Annotated in this window: 18 protein-coding genes, 1 tRNA gene and 1 pseudogene; 13 read left to right on the top strand and 7 right to left on the bottom strand. The window is 43.8% G+C overall.

Features of this window, described 5'->3' with window-relative positions; all coding sequences use genetic code 11:
- Nucleotides 1-47: 47 nt before the first annotated feature.
- Nucleotides 48-138: transfer RNA gene (locus RA178_RS11605), tRNA-Ser, on the top strand.
- Between the two features lie 192 nt (nt 139-330).
- Here RA178_RS11605 and RA178_RS11610 read toward each other — a convergent pair.
- The 4 genes and pseudogenes from RA178_RS11610 to RA178_RS11625 all read right to left on the bottom strand — a co-directional run bounded on the left by RA178_RS11610 (nt 331) and on the right by RA178_RS11625 (nt 5074).
- Nucleotides 331-894 (bottom strand): hypothetical protein, encoded by a 564-nt coding sequence (locus RA178_RS11610; RefSeq protein WP_263236095.1) that lies wholly within the window; start codon nt 892-894, stop codon nt 331-333.
- Nucleotides 895-1648: 754 nt separating this feature from the next.
- Nucleotides 1649-2814, bottom strand: a pseudogene (locus RA178_RS11615) (IS4 family transposase).
- A 684-nt stretch (nt 2815-3498) separates the two neighbouring features.
- A complete protein-coding gene (locus RA178_RS11620) occupies nt 3499-4794 on the bottom strand; it encodes a tyrosine-type recombinase/integrase (RefSeq protein ID WP_306681975.1) in 1296 nt (431 codons plus the stop codon).
- 61 nt (nt 4795-4855) lie between these two features.
- Nucleotides 4856-5074, bottom strand: a complete 219-nt coding sequence (locus tag RA178_RS11625) for a hypothetical protein (RefSeq protein ID WP_105252484.1) — start codon at nt 5072-5074, stop codon at nt 4856-4858.
- Nucleotides 5075-5254: 180 nt separating this feature from the next.
- Here RA178_RS11625 and RA178_RS11630 point away from each other — a divergent pair, with 180 nt between their 5' ends.
- Nucleotides 5255-6826, top strand: coding sequence for a DUF3369 domain-containing protein (locus tag RA178_RS11630; RefSeq protein WP_113940482.1), 1572 nt, complete (start codon nt 5255-5257; stop codon nt 6824-6826).
- A 60-nt stretch (nt 6827-6886) separates the two neighbouring features.
- Here RA178_RS11630 and RA178_RS11635 read toward each other — a convergent pair whose 3' ends face one another.
- The gene (locus RA178_RS11635; RefSeq protein WP_371134911.1) at nt 6887-7372 is read right to left on the bottom strand and encodes a hypothetical protein; all 486 of its coding nucleotides are present in this window, start codon (nt 7370-7372) and stop codon (nt 6887-6889) included.
- Nucleotides 7373-7596: 224 nt separating this feature from the next.
- Between RA178_RS11635 and ccoN the strand changes: the two genes are divergently transcribed.
- The 11 genes from ccoN (at nt 7597) to ttcA (ending at nt 17827) form a co-directional block, all read left to right on the top strand.
- Nucleotides 7597-9033 carry a cytochrome-c oxidase, cbb3-type subunit I gene (gene ccoN, locus RA178_RS11640; RefSeq protein WP_028759964.1) on the top strand — a complete coding sequence of 479 codons (1437 nt, stop codon included), beginning with the start codon at nt 7597-7599 and terminating at the stop codon, nt 9031-9033.
- A gap of 13 nt (nt 9034-9046) precedes the next feature.
- Nucleotides 9047-9673, top strand: a complete 627-nt coding sequence (gene ccoO / locus RA178_RS11645; protein ID WP_028759965.1) for a cytochrome-c oxidase, cbb3-type subunit II — start codon at nt 9047-9049, stop codon at nt 9671-9673.
- An 11-nt stretch (nt 9674-9684) separates the two neighbouring features.
- A complete protein-coding gene (locus RA178_RS11650) occupies nt 9685-9861 on the top strand; it encodes a CcoQ/FixQ family Cbb3-type cytochrome c oxidase assembly chaperone (RefSeq protein WP_028759966.1) in 177 nt (58 codons plus the stop codon).
- Nucleotides 9861-10829: a cytochrome-c oxidase, cbb3-type subunit III gene (gene ccoP / locus RA178_RS11655; protein ID WP_263201014.1), complete on the top strand. Its 969-nt coding sequence runs from the start codon at nt 9861-9863 to the stop codon at nt 10827-10829. Before RA178_RS11650 ends, ccoP begins: the two co-directional genes overlap by 1 nt.
- Nucleotides 10830-10939: 110 nt before the next feature.
- Nucleotides 10940-11419: a FixH family protein gene (locus tag RA178_RS11660; RefSeq protein ID WP_113940485.1), complete on the top strand. Its 480-nt coding sequence runs from the start codon at nt 10940-10942 to the stop codon at nt 11417-11419.
- 22 nt (nt 11420-11441) lie between these two features.
- The gene (locus RA178_RS11665; protein WP_306681977.1) at nt 11442-13841 is read left to right on the top strand and encodes a heavy metal translocating P-type ATPase; all 2400 of its coding nucleotides are present in this window, start codon (nt 11442-11444) and stop codon (nt 13839-13841) included.
- Nucleotides 13842-13879: 38 nt separating this feature from the next.
- On the top strand, nt 13880-14128 hold the full coding sequence (ccoS, locus tag RA178_RS11670) for a cbb3-type cytochrome oxidase assembly protein CcoS (RefSeq protein ID WP_028759970.1): 249 nt from the start codon (nt 13880-13882) through the stop codon (nt 14126-14128).
- A complete protein-coding gene (locus RA178_RS11675) occupies nt 14125-14817 on the top strand; it encodes a sulfite exporter TauE/SafE family protein (protein WP_263186626.1) in 693 nt (230 codons plus the stop codon). Before ccoS ends, RA178_RS11675 begins: the two co-directional genes overlap by 4 nt.
- A gap of 55 nt (nt 14818-14872) precedes the next feature.
- Entirely contained in the window at nt 14873-15625 is a 753-nt protein-coding gene (gene etrA / locus RA178_RS11680) for an electron transport transcriptional regulator EtrA (protein WP_006081599.1), read from the top strand.
- A gap of 222 nt (nt 15626-15847) precedes the next feature.
- Complete coding sequence (gene uspE, locus RA178_RS11685) at nt 15848-16780, top strand: universal stress protein UspE (protein ID WP_306681978.1); 933 nt, start codon at nt 15848-15850, stop codon at nt 16778-16780.
- A gap of 78 nt (nt 16781-16858) precedes the next feature.
- Entirely contained in the window at nt 16859-17827 is a 969-nt protein-coding gene (gene ttcA, locus RA178_RS11690) for a tRNA 2-thiocytidine(32) synthetase TtcA (RefSeq protein WP_168827703.1), read from the top strand.
- Nucleotides 17828-18011: 184 nt separating this feature from the next.
- Here the strand turns inward: ttcA and RA178_RS11695 are convergent, their stop codons facing one another.
- Nucleotides 18012-18635, bottom strand: coding sequence for a DUF2987 domain-containing protein (locus RA178_RS11695; protein ID WP_113940490.1), 624 nt, complete (start codon nt 18633-18635; stop codon nt 18012-18014).
- The gene (locus tag RA178_RS11700; RefSeq protein WP_028759975.1) at nt 18628-19440 is read right to left on the bottom strand and encodes a glucosaminidase domain-containing protein; all 813 of its coding nucleotides are present in this window, start codon (nt 19438-19440) and stop codon (nt 18628-18630) included. Before RA178_RS11700 ends, RA178_RS11695 begins: the two co-directional genes overlap by 8 nt.
- Nucleotides 19441-19608: the final 168 nt, after the last annotated feature.

Below are 19608 nucleotides of genomic sequence, written 5' to 3' on the forward strand. Positions count from 1 at the left end.
TTAGTGCTTTACAGTCAACAGACTTACTTATATTATGCGCCTCGTTCGGAGGGGTGGCAGAGTGGTTTAATGCACCGGTCTTGAAAACCGGCGTGGGTTTATAGCCCACCCAGGGTTCAAATCCCTGCTCCTCCGCCATATTTAGTCAAAAAGCCGCTAAGCAATTAGCGGCTTTTTGCATTTTAGCTATTTTAGCCTTGCGTTTCTGATCCGAAACGCAGTGTTTCAGCCATATTTCACAAGCAAAGCCATCAGCAATGATGACTTTGCTTGTATTATTTAACTCTAGATTTCCTCATTCAACATGATGCCAGACAATCTCAGCCATCATTACACTTTGGGGAGTTTGTGTTGGACCATGGCAAGAGCAAAGGAATGCCAATCTGCATTAGCATAGCTGCTCACCAGATCTCGCAGGATAGTCGGTTCGCCAGCATTATCCACTGGTTGAAAAATTATCAGCAAATTCAGCGCATTGCAGTAATCCCGCCGCTCCACCACAAAAAACTGCTTCTTGTAGGGGAGTAGCAATGTGTCCTCAACTTGCGCATTAAAATCACGCGCGGCTAAATAGCCAGTAAACCAATGATTGAGTAATGTGTCGCATTGTTTAGTATGGAATAAGCCTCCCCAATCATCCCCGAGTGTGGCTTGACCCGACAGGACTCGCTGGCAATGATGAAAATCGATAAAGCCTAGCTCACGAGCAATCACTTGTTGGCAATGCTTAAGCTGTAGATCTGAGTGTGATATGTCCAATTTCGCCATTAAGGTCGCGACTCTTTGCTTGGCTAACGGCTCATCCTGCTGACAAGCTTTGAGCAGTTTTTTAGCGCGAACTTTGGTTTCATTTAATGCGATGGCGCTTGAGTCTTTCATCTTGGCTAACTTCATTTTGCATTACCTCCATGACTGACTCGATTTGCTCGCGGCACGTGAATGAAAGGCCAAATACTGATGATCAATAAACTCAAGAGATAAGCTAAAAAATACCAAATAGGGATGGCTAGCGTACCTAAGGACTCTGTTGACTGAGATATTAACTGAGAGCCTGAGTAAGATTTCCCGTGAGAGGGTGTTTTGGTGACTGCCAAGGGCATAATATCAGCAGGTTCAACATTGATACTAGCGGGTTTGAAAGTGTTGGCTGTTGCATGTTTCACAAACAATTCTCCTAAGTTTATTGGCATTCCGCTAAGCCAAACTTATTTGATTGCTGTGGGTTCGATATGAAATCGATTCGCAACACTGTTAATTTATCAGAGTGATATCATCTTTTGCGGACAGGCTTCTCTGCAACCTGCCGCGTATTATTCTCATTCATCCGCCCGATGTCAATCATCAGCTTGTCGTATTTGACGGAGGCATTTAACCACTTCCCAGTAGATGAGCGATAAATGACGCCATCCAACAAGCCACTTAAACCACTTTCTGTGCCGCAGGTTACTAAGATTTATTACCTAGCGATAATATAAAAGTCCGTTGTACACACTCCCTTTTAGTTACGACATAAGCTGTCGCACCTCTGCGTATAATATTAAAAAATAACGCATTGAGGTGCACTATGGATGGTCTAGTTATTGAGTCAATCAGCCTACTTACCTTGCTTGAAGTGGGTGATGCCTACATTCCGCTCTGTAGGATCCCCTCATAATTCATAGCCCCAACAACCATGAGTTAATGAGAGTTCAGCTAGTTTCTTCGCAGCACAAAGCAAATCATCTGCTGATATGGGGTAATCATGCCGTCGCCGCAGCAGTTCTTTGCCCATCCTGATTGTTGATAGCACATTCCTTTTCTTTACCGTGTTGGCTTGGAAGTGCCGCTGTAATTGCTGTGTTTCTCCGTATAATCCTACCCACCAAAATGCCAGTTGCACCAATAATGCTATCAATAGCAGTATGTCCATCCTCGCCGCATAACGTGTTCTGCTATGATGTAAACCAAAGCCATAAGCGGGGCTTTTTAAATCTCTAAAGGTTTCTTCTATTTGCATCCGTTTTTGGTAAATATTAACCAGTTTTTGAGGCGACATGGCTTCTATGGTTAAGTTGGTCACCAGTGCCCAAGGTTCTTTGGCGGTCAGTTCATACGTCCATTGCGCCGTATGGTGACAGTCTGTTGTCGTACTTCGCTGGCCTTTACTTGGGGCTCTGAACAACACCATCTCGCATAACAAGGGTTTCTTTACCGATAACGCCACCCGCCCAACATGTTTTGCGCGACGACGGGCTTGGGGATAAAGCGCTTTTAGTGAAAATTGGACCAGAAGGATGCGGCCGATAGACACTTAATCCTCTGACACGACCCAGGATTACGGAAGCCCGCGTCAGTGACTATCAGCGGGGTAATGTTGTCAGGTAACACTTGTTTGAGTTCATTCAGAAACTGATTATGGGCAGTTTGAGTGCCTTGCAGCACTAACGGAAATGTTCGCTCGTAGAGCGTGATAGAGCGGCCCTTGATAGCAATAGAGGCGCGTAGTGCAATCAGCTCACGACCTTCACGCATATCTGACCAATCCACCAATATAGTCGGCATCGTATGAGTAGTCAGCAGCCACTTTGCATGCCACTGATAAACCGCCAGTCTTTCATGGTGAAGGTGTGGGTTGCCCAATAATCTATCCATGCGTTTTATCGAGTGTTTAGTATGAGTGCTCGTGCCATCAATGTGCCGCCCTAAATGCGTTAAGGTGAGACAATCCGCATTGATGAGAGCTTTGCAGGCGACCATGAGTGTATTAAGTCGCTTTTGATGGATTTCTGGACAATGTTGATAGAGAGATTGATGTAAGATAGTTAACACTTGCACCTTAATGCCTTGTGATTGATGTTTGTTCGCACTTCCATCTGATCACACTTCAAGGTGCAAGTTCACTCTAATTTAATGATTTATCTGAAAATCATCAGGGGATTCTTCAGCATTCCGCTCTGATGTTATGTTTTGCCAGCTGCCGTTTGCTGTAGTAAAAAACGTTATTGTTGATTTTACAGCTCGGGGGCAGGGTGTTGGTTCGACCTTATTTAAGGAAATTGAATTTTTTGCATAAACACTAACGACTTTAAGATCATGCTTCTTAAAACCCACATCATTACCGATGACGAATGTGGGTTTTAACCTTAGAGTCTATGCTTTAAGCTAAATCGTAAGTATTTATATAGTTTTAACAGGCAACATTGCTTCATTATATGAGTGATAATTGCATCGGTTTTTGTTGCTGGCGTATTTGCAGTACATCTTCAAATTGGCAAAGTGCCAGCACGCGCGACGAGAGGTAGCAACAAACCATCATCAAGTCCCCAAGCACAAACTTAGTTAATCGTACTAATACCCAAATAAGAGCAGGTAAGATGGCCAGAAGATATCGGCGAAAAAAGCAAATCTCAGTCTGCTGCGAAATCTCATTTTGAGTGGCCACGAACACACTAGTGATTAAGTAAGTAGCAAATATTCTTCATTTAACATAATATACATTGTGCGCAGCTTTGTATCTAATCACTCTATGCCTTTCAAATGGTCGATTGGTTTGTTGAATGCACTTTCATGACGTTCAATTTGGCTTGTGTGCAAATATTGCGATGTAGTGTCGATACTTTCGTGGCCAGCGTCGGCTTGTACATGGGATAACGGTCTGCGGTTGATATTGATATCGTGCGTAATACCAGTGTGACGAATATTGTGGGCAGTAAGTTTGCGCATCTGCGCCGCATCTTGTGTAAAGCCATCGATTTCTATACGTTCTGCAGCCAGATTAATTATTTTTTGAATTTCGTCGCGAACATGACGAATGCCTAGATTGGCATTGAGGATACCAACATCTCGGCCGCGTCCAGCAGCTTTATGCCGTACAAACAAAGGATGATTTTCGTTTGGTCCTGGATAATCCGTTAATCCTAAAAACTGACGATATTTGACTAATGCATCGAGCAAGGCTTTTGAAATCGCAACACTGCGTCTTTTACCACCTTTACTCAACGGAATATGAAAACTCCAGATGCCCGTTTGCTGATTACGTTTAAACTGGTTCATCACCGGCGAATAACCCGCACGTGCAGACACATCTGAAATGCGTAAATAACAGCAATAAATCAATATAATGAGGAATAAACTTCTTTGATGTAACTCAGGAAATTCTTCTGCTAGTCCAGTAACGGTCGCCATAATATATGACCACTGTAATTCAGTGAATGCGAGACTATTTTCATCTTCATGACTTTGACGCTGATATTGCCTGTTTGCTGCAAATCGACTGTGATTAAGCCAGATTTGAGCAGGATTCCGCTCACAATATTCTTCACTTGTCAGATACGAATAAAACGAAGACAAAATGGCCATTTTTGTTTTTAACGCATTATCGCTTAACACATAAGGCTGGATTTGCCCGAGTTGTTTTTTGCCGACAAATGGTCGCCATTGCGAGTTTGGAACCCGTTCATCATGCAGTTTATCGTACTTAAACTGTGGCACATTAAAATAACCGATCAGTGCTATCGGCGGTGCTTGGCAATAATCAACGTAACGGCTCATGTCTTTGCGCGTAACTTGAATGGGAGACATTGAAACTACATCAAAACACCAATGCAGAAACGTAGTGAGTTCACTGCGATAAGCTTTATAGTTGTTTTCGTTATGCTTTTGCTCAAATAGCCAATCACTGGCATGCTCGATGACTAAGCCCGCATCAACCACCTTTTTCATGCTAATTTGGGTGATATATTGGTTAACAATACTATTGCCAACTTGTATGAATTCAAATGAGTCAAATAACGGGATTACTGGAGGAAGTTGCATATTACATCTGAATTATAAGAGTTTCTTGTATGATAATACTTAAACGCAAATGCCGATAATGTTATTTATCGGCATCAAGATATGTCAGATTTTTAGCGCAACTTGAAAATGAACATTGCTGACAAGTAATACGCTTTTTGCAACAGATCAAGCATAGCTGCCACACTTGCTGTTTCGATTGACTATCTAAGCACGTGAAGTCAGATGCGCAGATGTGTCCATCATGTATTAGCTGTGCCAATTTATGTGCTGAAATTGATAAGTTAATTCGATTCGTCATGCCCTTTCCCTCCCTATCATTGTTTGATATTAATAGAATACACAAATGAGAATCGTTATCAACAATGTAATTTAAGGATTGCCACTTACCTCGCTATTTTATGCAAGATTTTGCACCGCTTTGAAATGTGTCTACTACACTGATTATGTGATCATTATTTTTACTTGAATGAGGTATCGGATGCTGATTGATCTTGCAAAGAAAAACCCTCTTTTTTCCGGTAAAAAGTCTACCGAGACAACAGAGTCTGGTATTCCTTGGAAGGTATTAGTGGTCGATGATGAACCTGATGTTCATACCGTCACTAAGCTTGCCCTCTCCCGCTTTAAACTTGATGGCCGTGCCCTCACCTTTATCAATGCTTATAGTGCCGAACAAGCAAAAGAATTACTCAATCAAGAACATGACATCGCCATTGCCTTTATTGATGTTGTCATGGAAAGTGACCATGCGGGGTTAGAACTAGTAAAGTGGATCCGTGAAGAATTATTGAATAAAACCACTCGATTGATCTTACGTACAGGCCAGCCAGGGCAAGCACCTGAAGAAGACGTTATCGTCAATTATGATATTAATGATTACAAAGCAAAAGCTGAACTGGATTCCCGTAAGCTGATGACCAGCGTCTACTCAGCCCTTCGCTCTTATCGCGATATCATGGAAATCGAGCAAGCAAGGCGCACTCAAATAAATCACCGTAAGGGCTTAGAAAGAGTACTAGAAGCCACCTCAGGATTATTTGAACTGCGCACCCTACATAAATTCGCCGATGGGCTACTGACTCAAGTGGCCACTCTACTTAATCTCGATTCAGAAACGCTACTGCTGACTTGTAATGCGATTGATGCAATTAGTGGTCATGTTGAACCTGTTAATATAGAAATCCTTGCAGGTACTGGCCAATTTGCGAATAAATCCCACATTACGCAACTACCTGAACATATTGATCGTCTACTGCGCAGTGCGCTCACCCAACAGCGGTGCCTTTATGAAGACAATTGTTTTATCGGTTACTTTCCCACCAAAGGCGGTTTAATCAATCTACTTTATATGGATGGTATTGATAGAATTGATGATCTTGATAAGAAACTCATTGATATTTTTGCCATCAACGTGGGCATAGCCTTTGAAAATTTGCTGCTCAATCAGGAGGTGGAAGATACACAATCAGAGCTTATTTTACGTTTAGGTGATGTTGTTGAAAGCCGCTCGAAAGAAGCTGCCAATCATGTGAAACGTATGGCGGAGTATTGTTCTCAATTAGCATTACTCGCCGGTTTAAGTGAATACGAAGCCGATTTACTGCGCCGTGCCTCACCAATGCATGACATAGGCAAAATTGCGATCCCCGATGCTGTCCTACTTAAACCCGGCAAATTAGATGACGAAGAATGGAAAGTTATGCGTCAGCACCCTATGATTGGCCATCAAATTCTTGCAAATTCTGAGCGACCAATACTAAAGGCTGCATCAATTATTGCACTGCAACATCATGAAAAATATGATGGTTCTGGTTATCCTGCAAATCTAAAACAAGACGAAATTCACATTTTCTCGCGGATTGTGGCAATCGCAGATGTGTTTGATGCCCTTTCCCATGCCCGCTGCTATAAAACAGCTTGGCCTTTAGAAGAGGTTTTAGCTGAAATGCGTAAAGGGGCGGCAACACACTTTGATCCGCACTTATTACAGCTCTTTATTGAAAATGTAGATATTTTTGTCAAAGTAAAAGAAAACTGGAAGGATCACTAATCTGTATAGTTGATTGTCTTGATGTTTAGAAATCCATATCAGGCACTTTCAAAGATATATCTAACCATTGTCATCTGCGAGAAAATCAAAAACAGCCGTTTTAGTTTCACCATTAACGCTAAAACTCACAAAGCCACGCCAAACCATGTAGCCACTACTGCAAGAACCATAGACTAACTGACCGATATAAGTCATTTCGTCAGTTTGCTTCACATTTACAGGAATAACGCCCATAAACATGTCTCTTCCTTCTAAGCGGATTTGCACATTAGAAATTGGCATGGAAGATAACAACTGTAATGTCAATGGCTTTTCGCTTGGTGCACTCTCTGGTGACAAGCGAAAAGTGAGCTCAACATCCTCAACTTTTTTAACACAATCCCCCTTAGAAAATTGGCAAAGTGAAGGATCAAGACTGCTTTTAAGTGTGACTTGCTTTGCATCTTCCTTACAAGCTGTGAGATTGAAGCTAAATAATGCGATAAATAAATAGGGACTCAGACGAGTTAGCACAAAGATTAACCTTATGATGCAATATGTTAACATTCTATGGCGTAGGTTGATCTAGATCAACTTTCCACACCCCTTCTTTGGTATCTTTTTTGATATGGCTCAAGTATCATTGCGAAACCTCATATTTGAGCAAAAATATGCAGGGTAACGCATTGACATCGCTCAGCAACCTTAATAGGGAGGCTGAGTTTTATGTCATTTATAACAGGTAAAGCTTGTCTTTACTAAAAGTAAAAGTAATAAGCAGTGGAAGCATTATGATGAACCATTCCCAGCCAACAGGCGCTGATTACAATTACGCCATTGTCCGCCAATTTGCCTTAACCACAGTTTTGTGGGGTATTGTTGGTATGTCAGTCGGCGTATTAATTGCGGCTCAGTTAATCTGGCCTCAGCTGAACTTTGACACTCCTTGGTTAACGTATAGTCGCTTGCGACCATTACACACCAATGCGGTGATCTTCGCGTTCGGTACATCAGCCCTTTTTGCAACATCCTATTATGTCGTACAACGCACCTGTCAAACCCGACTATTTGCACCTAAGTTAGCCGCATTTACGTTTTGGGGATGGCAAGCCATCATTCTGTCAGCAGCTATCTCTTTACCAATGGGTTTCACCCAAGGAAAAGAATACGCTGAATTAGAATGGCCTATCGATATCGCAATTACTATCGTTTGGGTGTCCTACGCTATCGTGTTCTTCGGTACTATTATCAAACGAACAACTTCGCATATTTATGTGGCGAACTGGTTCTTTGGTGCCTTTATTATTACCGTTGCCGTACTACACATAGTTAACTCTATGGCAGTACCAGTCAGTCTGTTCAAGTCATACTCTCTGTATAGCGGCGCTGTCGATGCTATGGTGCAGTGGTGGTATGGTCACAACGCTGTAGGTTTCTTATTAACCGCAGGCTTCTTGGGGATGATGTATTACTTCGTACCTAAGCAAGCAGGTCGTCCTGTGTACTCTTACCGTCTTTCTATTGTCCACTTTTGGGCACTGATCGCACTGTATATCTGGGCTGGTCCTCACCACTTACATTACACAGCGTTACCTGACTGGACTCAGTCTTTAGGTATGGTGATGTCACTGATCCTATTCGCACCTTCCTGGGGCGGTATGATTAACGGTATCATGACCTTGTCTGGTGCTTGGCATAAACTGCGTACTGACCCTGTGTTACGTTTCTTAGTTGTTTCTCTGTCTTTCTACGGTATGTCTACCTTTGAAGGCCCTATGATGGCAATTAAGACAGTTAACGCATTATCACACTATACAGACTGGACTATCGGTCACGTTCACTCCGGCGCGCTAGGCTGGGTTGCAATGGTGTCAATCGGTTCTCTGTATCACTTGATCCCTGTATTGTTCGGTCACGGCCGTATGTACAGCATCAAGTTAATTAACGTCCATTTCTGGTTAGCGACTATTGGTACTGTGCTTTACATCGTCTCAATGTGGATTTCAGGTGTAATGCAAGGTCTGATGTGGCGCGCAGTGAATGCTGACGGTACTTTGACTTATAGCTTTGTTGAAAGTCTGGAAGCTTCTTATCCTTTCTACTTCGTACGTTTCCTTGGCGGTTGTTTCTTCCTGACCGGTATGCTGATCATGGCATATAACGTGATCCGTACTGTGAAAGCCTCTAAAGATTCATTGCCAGCATTGGCTGAACCAACAGCGGCTTAAAGGAGCAAACTCGATGAAATTTAATCATGAGATAGTTGAAAAAAACATCGGTTTGTTAGCGATTTTTACCGTTATCGCTATCAGCTTCGGTAGTCTCGTTGAAATCACACCGTTGATTTTTCAAAAAGATACGACTGAGCCAGTTGAAGGTTTAAAGCCATACACTGCCCTGCAAATTGAAGGTCGTGACATTTATGTTCGTGAAGGTTGTTATAACTGTCACAGCCAGATGATCCGTCCTTTACGTGCAGAAACTGAGCGTTATGGTCACTACTCTGTCGCGGGCGAATCAGTTTGGGATCATCCATTCCAATGGGGTTCTAAGCGTACGGGTCCTGATCTTGCACGTGTTGGCGGTCGTTATAGCGATAAATGGCATGAAGTTCACTTAATCGATCCTCGTGCTGTAGTTCCTCAATCGAATATGCCAGGGTTCCCATGGTTAGCTGAAAACAAGTTAGACGGCAAACTAACGGGTGACAAGATGACTATCCTACGTAACCTGCATAAAGGTGGTTACAAAGGTAATGATCTTTATACCGATGAAGAAATCGCAGGCGCACAGCAAGCTGTTGCAGGTAAGACAGAAATGGACGCCTTGATTGCATATCTTCAGTCTTTGGGTCACGCACTCAAATAAGGAGGCAATATATGGATTACGGCACATTACAAGGCATTTTGACCATCATTGTGATGCTGACCTTCGTCGGTATATTTGCTTGGGCATATAGCTCGCGTCGTCAAAAATCATTTGATGAAGCAGCTAACCTTGTGTTTTCCGATGAGGAAGTCAACAAGGTATCGAAGGACTCAGGAGAGAATAAGTGATGAGTAGCTTCTGGAGTGTTTGGATTACTGTACTCTCGTTAGTCGTGATCGCGGGTTGTTTTCTATTACTGCGTGTGTGTTCTAAGAACACCACTGACGTAAAAGAAGGCGAATCCATGGGTCACAGTTTCGACGGTATTGAAGAACTCAATAACCCACTGCCAAAATGGTGGAGTTATATGTTCTATATCACTATCGTGTTTGGTTTGATCTATTTGGCCCTATTTCCTGGTTTAGGTAACTATAAAGGCCTATTAGGCTGGACCAGTTCTAACCAGAGTATCGGTACAGAGCGTGGCATTAAAGCCGATTCTGCTGCAGCGATTGAGCTAGCAGCAAAAGAAGGTCTTTATGTTCAGTATGATCAAGAAGTAAAACACGCTGATGAAAAATATGGCCCAATCTTCGCCGCTTACTTGGCAACACCACTAGAAGAATTAGTGAAAAACCAAGAAGCGTTGAAAGTGGGTGGCCGTTTGTTCCTGCAAAACTGTGCTCAGTGCCATGGTTCTGATGCACGTGGTAGCAAAGGCTTCCCTAATCTTACCGATGGTGACTGGTTATATGGTGGTGAATTAGCCACGATTAAGACCACTATCATGGCTGGTCGTCATGGCATGATGCCACCCAAAGGCGGTTTGCCAATCGAAGATAGCGAGATTGCTGGTTTAGCTGAATACGTTGTTAAATTGTCTGGTCGTGAGCATGACGAGAAACTCGCTGCCCAAGGTCAAGGCTCATTCATGAAAGGTTGTTTCGCGTGTCATGGTATGGACGCTAAAGGCAACAAGTTTATGGGTGCTCCTAACTTAACTGACGATGTTTGGTTATATGGAGGTAGCCGTGGCATGATCGAAGAGACCATTAAACATGGTCGCGCAGGTGTGATGCCAGCGTGGAAAGACGTTCTCGGTGAAGAGAAAGTTCACGTCATTACAGCTTATGTTTATAGCTTGTCAAACAAGTAATTAGGTATAAGTAACACTAAGGCCTCGAAGACTTCGAGGCCTTTTTTTTAAAGTGCTAAAACCGTCTTTTAACGGTAAAATGGCGCAAATTTTTTGAATGGGTATCTGACATGAGCGAACAACAAGCCTGGTATAAGCAGTTCTGGCCTTGGTTTTTAATTATTCTTCCTTTATGTGCCGTCGTCGCAAGTTTTACCACGCTAAAAATTGCCCTTACGAACTCGGACTCCTTAGTCGCCGAGGATTACTACAAAGATGGCAAAGCCATTAATATGGACTTAAGTAAAGTGAAGTATGCCAAACAAATAGGCATGAATTTTTCACTCGATCAAGCCAATAATGAGATTTTACTGACGCAGCAAGGGGGACCTGCATATCAAGCCGCCTTGAAAGTCGAGTTCTATCATCCAACCATTGCCGACAGAGATATGAAACTCACTGCTACGGCCGATGCCAGTAATGTGTATCGGATTACCATTCCTACTACCCTAACCGGCCCTTGGGAAGTTCGCCTCGAAAGTTACGACGGTAAATGGCGAATTCACCAACGCGTTGAATTAAAAGATCACGTCCAACTTTGGCTGAATTGATTGTGGTTAAATAAGTAGCGCTATGACGTATCCAAGTTGTTTTCACTGCCAAGAGCCCGTTCTGACGGGCCAGCAGTTTGTGACTCGCATTAATGACCGTGATGAACTGATGTGTTGCCCTGGCTGCCAGGCGGTTTCTCAAGCGATTGTCGATGCGGGATTACTCAGTTATTACAAGTTCCGCACTGAACCTGGCAGTAAACAGAATGCCCTGGTCCCCGAAGCATTAACACAATTTAGCGCCTATGACTTGCCCGAAGTGCAGCAAGACTTTGTGCATTCTGAGGACAATGTCGAATCAGTGTCACTCTCCATCGATGGTATCACCTGTGCCGCCTGTGCTTGGTTAATTGAACACAAAGTCAAACAACTTGTGGGCGTGAGCCAAGTGCTAGTCAACTCAACCACCCAACGCGCCATGATCAGTTGGGATAAACGCAAGGTAAAACTTAGCGATATTCTCGGACAAATTAGTCGTATCGGCTATCAAGCCGCGCCCTACCAAGTTGACGAACAAGAGCTCAACAATAAACTCAATAGCCGCAAGTTTTTACTGCGTTTAGGCTTAGCTGGCTTTGCGACTATGCAAGTCATGATGTTCGCCCTCGCCCTTTATACTGGCTACTTCACTGATTTAGACGTGCAGTATCGGGACTATTTCCGCTGGGTCAGCATGATTTTTGCCACGCCTGTGGTGCTTTATTCGGCGCAGCCCTTCTATTTTAGTGCCATTCGTACCCTGCTCAGTGGCAAACTCAATATGGATGTGTCTGTTTCTATTGCCATTGGTGGTGCCTATACCGCAAGCTGTTTTGCCACAGTGAATGGCACAGGCGAAGTGTATTTTGAATCCGTATCCATGTTTACTTTCTTTTTGTTACTCGGGCGTTACTTCGAGCAAAAAGCAAGACAAAAGGCCTCGGTCAGCTCCAGTAATTTACATAAACTGGTGCCGCTCACTGCACACTTAGTCACCGAAAATGGTCAAGAAGAAATTCCGGCCAAAAAGTTACGCCTCAATGATGTGATCCTTGTGAAACCAGGGGAAATGGTTGCGGCCGATGGTGTGGTGATTGAAGGCCACACAAATATCAATGAAGCTATGCTCACAGGTGAGCAAATGCCCATTGAAAAACAGCAAGATCAGCAAGTGTACGCTGGTACTATCAACGTCGACCAACCGATAAAAGTTAAAGTTACCGCATTGGGGCAAGACCAACTCGTGGCTGAAATTATTCGACTGCAGGAACTGGCATCCAATACAAAACCTGCGATAGCCCTATTAGCCGATAAATTATCCCGCTATTTCTCGGGTACGATTCTAACAATCGCGACGATCACCTATTTGGTTTGGCAACAGATTTCCCCAGAGGATGCCTTTTGGGTAACGCTATCGGTTCTGGTCGCGACTTGTCCTTGTGCCTTAGCGCTAGCGACACCGACCGCCGTCACCTGTGCAACCGCCATTTTTACCCGTCTTGGGATCATTACCCGCAAAGCCGGCGTATTTGAAAAACTGCCGCAGATTAAGCATGTGGTCTTTGATAAAACTGGCACCCTTACCTGTGGTACGCTCTCTATCGGGCAAACGCAGTGCATGGCCGATTTAACCAAGACGCAGGCCTTAGCGATTGCCGCAGCGCTGGAAACGGGCTCTCGTCATCCGATTGCGGCTGCATTTGCCCTATTTGCCGATAATACCTTGGTCGCAGAACAAGTTCACCATGAAGTCGGCTTTGGTGTTCGAGGCCGTATCGAGGGGACTGATTATTTAATTGGTAATGCTGTATTTACTGGTGCACGTGTCGATACTCAGGACCCAACCCAAAAGATTTGGTTAGCACGCTCAGCCAATGAGCAGCTTGAAGTGCTTGCAAGTTTTGAGATCCAAGACAATATTCGTCAAGACAGTAAGGCCACGATTGAGATATTAAAGCAACAAGGTTGCCGCATTAGTATCGCCAGCGGCGATAGCTCCGGACATGTGCATCAATTGGCCAAAGAGCTGGGAATTGAAGATGTGCACAGCGGATTAACCCCCGCGGGTAAACTTGCCCTAGTAACGAAATTACAACAGCATACTCGCGTGGCGATGTTTGGCGATGGCATCAATGATGCGCCAGTACTTGCGGGGGCTGATTTGTCGGTCGCCATGGGCAGTGGCAGTGCGATTGCCAAAAACAGTGCCGATTTGATTTTACTGGGCGATCATCTATCCCGTTTCACCCAAGCTGTCGCGGTCGCTAAACTGACCACGCAAATTATTAAACAAAATTTAGCTTGGGCGCTGGGTTACAACGCCCTTATCTTGCCTTTAGCTGTCACTGGTCATGTGGCACCTTATATTGCCGCGATTGGCATGTCGGCGAGTTCTTTGATTGTGGTCGGTAATAGCCTGAGATTATTACGGGTAAAAGTGTGATCATAATAAAACGTTTAACCAGATAGTAAGAGGTCATTATGGAAATTATTTATGTGCTTATCCCCATTGCCATGATCTTCGTCGCCATTGCGGTAATGGTATTTTTTTGGGCAGTGAAATCTGAGCAATTTGATGATCTTGACCGTCAAAGTGTTTCTATATTGTTTGATGAAAATACTGACAAACCTGGCCATCTAGCCACCCCCGCCATTCAGTCAACAGCAGAACATGATGACATCGCAGCGCAGCAAGCGATAAAAAATCAGCAAAAAGGCATGCCTTTGTGATTGAGTACAATGTCACCGGTGCCTTTCTCGTCGGCTTGATGGGAGCTGCACATTGTTTTGGTATGTGTGGCGGTTTAGTGGGTGCTTTTTCCGCCCAAATTCCTCATCCTAAAATAGGTAACCAGCTGGCCCATCAGCTTAAATATTTACTGAGTTACAATTTAGGCCGTATTTTAAGTTACACCTTAGCGGGCGGCTTAGTAGGCGCATCGTCGGCAGGTCTTGGTCACTTATTTGAACTGGATATTTATCTGATTGTCCTGCGCATGATTGCCGGACTGATGATGATCGCAACAGGACTTTACATCGCTAAAATTTGGGTTGGAATAGTGCAAATTGAGCGTGTAGGTCAATGGCTATGGCAATATTTAAAACCCATAGCGCAGCGCCTTGTTCCAATCAAGAATCCGAGCCAAGCAGTCATGGCGGGATTCATTTGGGGCTGGCTCCCCTGCGGCCTCGTCTATAGCACCTTAACTTGGTCGGTTGCATCTGGCTCTGCCAGCCAAGGCGCCTTGATTATGTTAGCCTTTGGCTTGGGTACTTTACCCGCCCTATTAAGCGCTGGCGTGGCGGCAAAACGCCTTGCTGCATGGGTACAAAAGAAAACCGTTAGACTATTGAGCGGCTTACTGTTAATCGCCTTTGGTGGTCAAACTTTATATATCGCACTCGCGCAGCTAAACTAGCCCAAGTGAGTGAATTGGTTTAACATGGTTGCAGTGGATAAACTTGAGAATCAACATGACAATTGAACAAAATAAGAATCGTCGTCCTGCCGCTAGCGGATGCACAATCCATTGTCACGATTGCAGTATGGGTACCCTTTGTATTCCTTTTACCCTCAATGCAAGTGAGCTAGATCAGCTCGATGATATTATTGAGCGTAAAAAGCCAATCCAGAAAGGCGAGCAAATTTTTAAGTCAGGTGATGCATTGAAATCCCTGTTTGCGATCCGCTCTGGCACCATCAAAAGTTACACTATTACCGAGCAAGGTGATGAGCAGATAACAGGCTTCCATCTCGCGGGTGATGTGATTGGTTTTGATGGTATTCACGCTCAGTTGCACCAGAGTTTTGCACAGGCCCTCGAAACCTCAATGGTTTGTGAAATCCCCTTTAATATCCTCGATGAACTTTCGGGCACTATGCCTAAGTTACGTCAGCAGATCATGCGTCTAATGAGTAATGAGATCATGAGCGATCAAGAAATGATCCTGCTGCTCAGTAAGAAAAATGCCGAAGAACGTCTAGCAGCGTTTATCAGTAATTTAGCAAATCGTTTCGGCAGCCGTGGTTTCTCACCCAAAGAATTCCGTTTAACCATGACCCGTGGTGACATTGGCAATTATCTCGGTTTAACCGTTGAGACCATCAGCCGCTTACTTGGACGCTTCCAAAAGTCAGGCTTGATTGAGGTTAAGGGTAAGTACATCACTATCCTCGACTCGCAAGAGCTGAATCTGTTAGCGGGTAATTCTCGCATCGCGAGATAGTCAATCGCAAGTGCATTAACAGTAAGAGGTCAAGCCTAAATAATTGTCGCCAATAGCATAACAGTTTAATGGTAAAAGCTGTGCTTGCTAGACATGTCATGCAGATTAAGGCATGATTTTTAAGCGAGTTTTAATCAATTTCAAATGAGTTTGATCTAGAACAATACAGCTCACTGCCAAAGGCTCATGATGATATTGAGCCTATGACTAAAGGAACCAAACATGAAGGATTATCAAAAAATACTGGTTGTGGTTGACCCTACCACTGAGAATCAAGTTGCCCTTGCACGAGCGGTCGCCTTGGCCAATAAATGCAACGCTCAAGTCACTGTGTTTCTTTCTATCTTCGACTTCTCTTACGAAATGACTTCGATTCTGTCGAATCAAGAACGCGAAGCCATGCGTCAAGGTGTCATAGATCAACGGCTCGCTTGGATCCAAGACTTACTCGCCGCTTATACTCATCTGCAACTCAATATCGATACTCAAGTCATTTGGCATAACCGCCCCTTTGAAAGCATTATTAATCATGCTATTTCAGGGCAATACGATTTGATTGTTAAAGGCACCCATGCCCACGACAAACTCAAGGCGGTGATCTTCACTCCAACTGATTGGCATTTGATGCGTAAAGCCCCTGTGCCAGTGTTGATGGTGAAAGCCCATGACTGGCCAGCCACGGGTAAAATCCTCTGTGCTGTGAATGTGGCAACCGAAGATACTGATCATCAAATGCTTAACGGTAAAATTATTGAACATGCAAAAGATTTGGCGAAAAAGTTCTCTGCTGAAGTACATTTAGTTAATGGTTATCCCGGCACGCCAGTTAACTTAGCCATCGAGCTTCCTGACTTTGATGCTCAGTCATACAACGAAACCATTCGCATGCAGCATGAGCAGCGCGTGAGTTATCTTGCTGGCGCTTATGATATTAATCCAAGTCATTGCCATGTAAAAGAAGGTTTACCAGAGGATGTGATCCCTGAGCTTGCTGAAAAACTTGATGCTGAATTGGTGATCCTAGGGACTGTCGGTCGTACCGGATTTTCAGCAGCACTGATAGGCAATACAGCTGAACATGTTATCGATAGCATCAACTGCGATTTATTGGCTATAAAGCCCGACGGTTATAAATCACCGTTAGAAGAAGCCTAAGCAATACGCGGCTCTTTACCCCGCCAAAGATAGCTGGAATAATACGCGCCCTGAAACTGTGTTACTGGGCGCTTTTTTATGCTTGAAGCTATATCTGAAGTTACGGTAAATCCTATGCCGGAAGAATTATCAAAAAAACAAACTACCCGTCTGAATAAATTACAGAAGCGGCTTCGTCGTGAAGTGGGTAGCGTGATTGCCGATTACAATATGATTGAAGATGGCGATAAGATCATGTGCTGCCTCAGTGGTGGTAAAGACAGCTACGCCATGCTCGATATTTTGATGAATCTGCAGCAACGCGCGCCCATTCAGTTTGAAATCATTGCGGTTAATTTAGATCAGAAACAACCAGGCTTCCCTGAGCATGTATTGCCCGCCTATCTCGATAAGCTCAATGTGCCTTATCACATCCTCGAGAAAGATACTTACTCGATAGTGAAAGACAAAATTCCTGAAGGTAAAACCACCTGCTCCCTATGCTCTCGCCTGCGCCGCGGCACGCTCTATGGCTTTGCCCAGCGTATCGGCGCCACTAAAATCGCCCTAGGCCATCACAGGGATGACATTATTGAGACCTTGTTCTTAAATATGTTCTTTGGCGGTAAAATGAAAGCAATGCCGCCAAAGCTGCTGTCGGATGATGGCGCTAATATCGTCATACGTCCCCTAGCCTATTGTCGCGAGAAAGATCTCGAAGAATATGCCAGCTTAAAAGAATTTCCAATCATTCCATGCAACTTGTGTGGCTCACAGGAAAACTTAAAGCGCGCCGCAGTCAAAGACATGCTAAATCAATGGGATAAACAATACCCCGGACGCATTGAAACGATTTTCACCGCCATGCAAAACACCGCACCATCACAGGGTGTTGACCGTGAGCAATTCGACTTTGTGTCTCTAACACGTGACCCAGATGCGCCTATGCGTGGTGATGTTGCTGAAGCCAATCTACCTGCATTCGATTTTCTTGATATCGCCAATAGTGGTCGTATCGATTTGGATGCAGCAAAACGCATTGATATTGTTAACACTTACGAAGTCTAACTTAGACTGAATTTAGCGCCTATTCAGTAAGAGAAGTTAACGCAACGAAAGTAAACAAGATAAATTAACACAACAAAAATGCCCACTTAATGTGGGCATTTTTATGGCTACAGAATAAGTTTATCTTTGAGCCAGCGCTTCTGAATCGCTTATCTCAAGACACCTATTCAAGATACAAAGATGATTACTTCACCCAAGGACTTAACACTAATGGCTGGGCACTGAAGCTTAGCGTGGTGATGCTTTCAAGCTCATTAGCGGCTAATTTATAACTGCCTTTTATCGATTCTTCACGGCCATTAAGGCGTACATAGACTTCTTGTTCAGGTGAGAATTCAAAGTTTAAGCCAGTTATGGATTCCCTAAAATAACGCATCGGGAAGCCTTGCATAGCACCGAGCAGCGTGTCCATCTCAGTCATGATTTGTTGTAAGCGCGTTTTATCGTACTCGGCTAATGTCTGTTTTGCTCTAACTTGCATTGCAATACCACATCCCTCAGCGCTGCCAGCGAAATTCAGATTAACCAAGGCTCGCTGATCTTTTAAATCATCATCTAAGGGAATGAATAACCGCTGAGCATCAGTATACGTCAGTGGCGTTGAGGTTTTTTCACTGGAAATAGAACCACTTTGGATCAAACAATTCTTTTGCATTGGAACACTAAAAGCCACTTCCACGAGTTGATAACCGCCTTTATTGACTTGTTTTAACCTATCATAAAAGCCTTTATATTCAAGGGATACAGTTTCTGCAGCGGCGCTAGTTGCCAAAAAAAACAGGCTACTAAACAACAGTTTTTTATACATCGACATTCACCAAATATTTTTCATTATGACGTAACATATCAAGCAGCTCATCAATATAAGCTTCTTGTCTTTCAGAATAATTCACTAAACCGTAAATCAATTGATCCGCTGTTGGCTCTAGCTCCTGTGAACGTAAATCAGCTCGAATAGAGCGAAATAACGCATAGGCAGTATTAGAATTTAAATTACGCATATAGGATGAAACCGATTCATCGACCGATGAAAACACTTTCACCTCATGACTTTTACCCGAACCACGTGAGGACGGCACTATGCCGCAGCCAGAAGTAAAACACCATTCACCAAAAAAGTTAAAACCTTCTCTGGCAAAACGTGAACTCCCCCAACCCGATTCATTCGCGGCTTGAATTAACACCATAGATTCCGGCACGATATCGACACGTTTAAGTAAGCTTGCTAATGACTTAGCATCTACGTTACGCGCCGCATATTGGTATTTATCAAATAACGCATTGATCTGCGCTAATTCAGTATCAGATAAACTCTTACCATTATCGACTAAGGCAAGCATCTCATTGATAAAGCCACGCTCCATCAAGATAATGGCATTCTGTTGCTGAACAATCGGCCGCAGGAAATCAAAAAAAGCTTTCTTCTTTTCGGTAATGTCGCTGATCGCTGAAAAGTCAGGGACTTGCGTAACAGGATCGACATCGCTAACGAATTGGGGCGCAATAGCGGATGAGTCATTCGAGTGAGGAATGATCCAAACTCGTAATGCAAAAATCGCCACTATGACCATGGCTAATGCCAATGTAAACGAACCGATTCTACCCGTTTTCAATCATTCACCTTAGGTGTAACGCCCTTATTGGGCAAATAAAGGCCGGATTATAAGCTATTTGTCAGATTTCACGAAATTTGCCCATCATCATGATCACGAACTCAGGTACAATATTACGCCTGAGGCACCATTATCGAGTCGAGCTTGCTATTACGCCGTCGTTTATAG

Source organism: Shewanella oncorhynchi, assembly GCF_030848765.1.
GTDB lineage: Bacteria > Pseudomonadota > Gammaproteobacteria > Enterobacterales > Shewanellaceae > Shewanella > Shewanella oncorhynchi.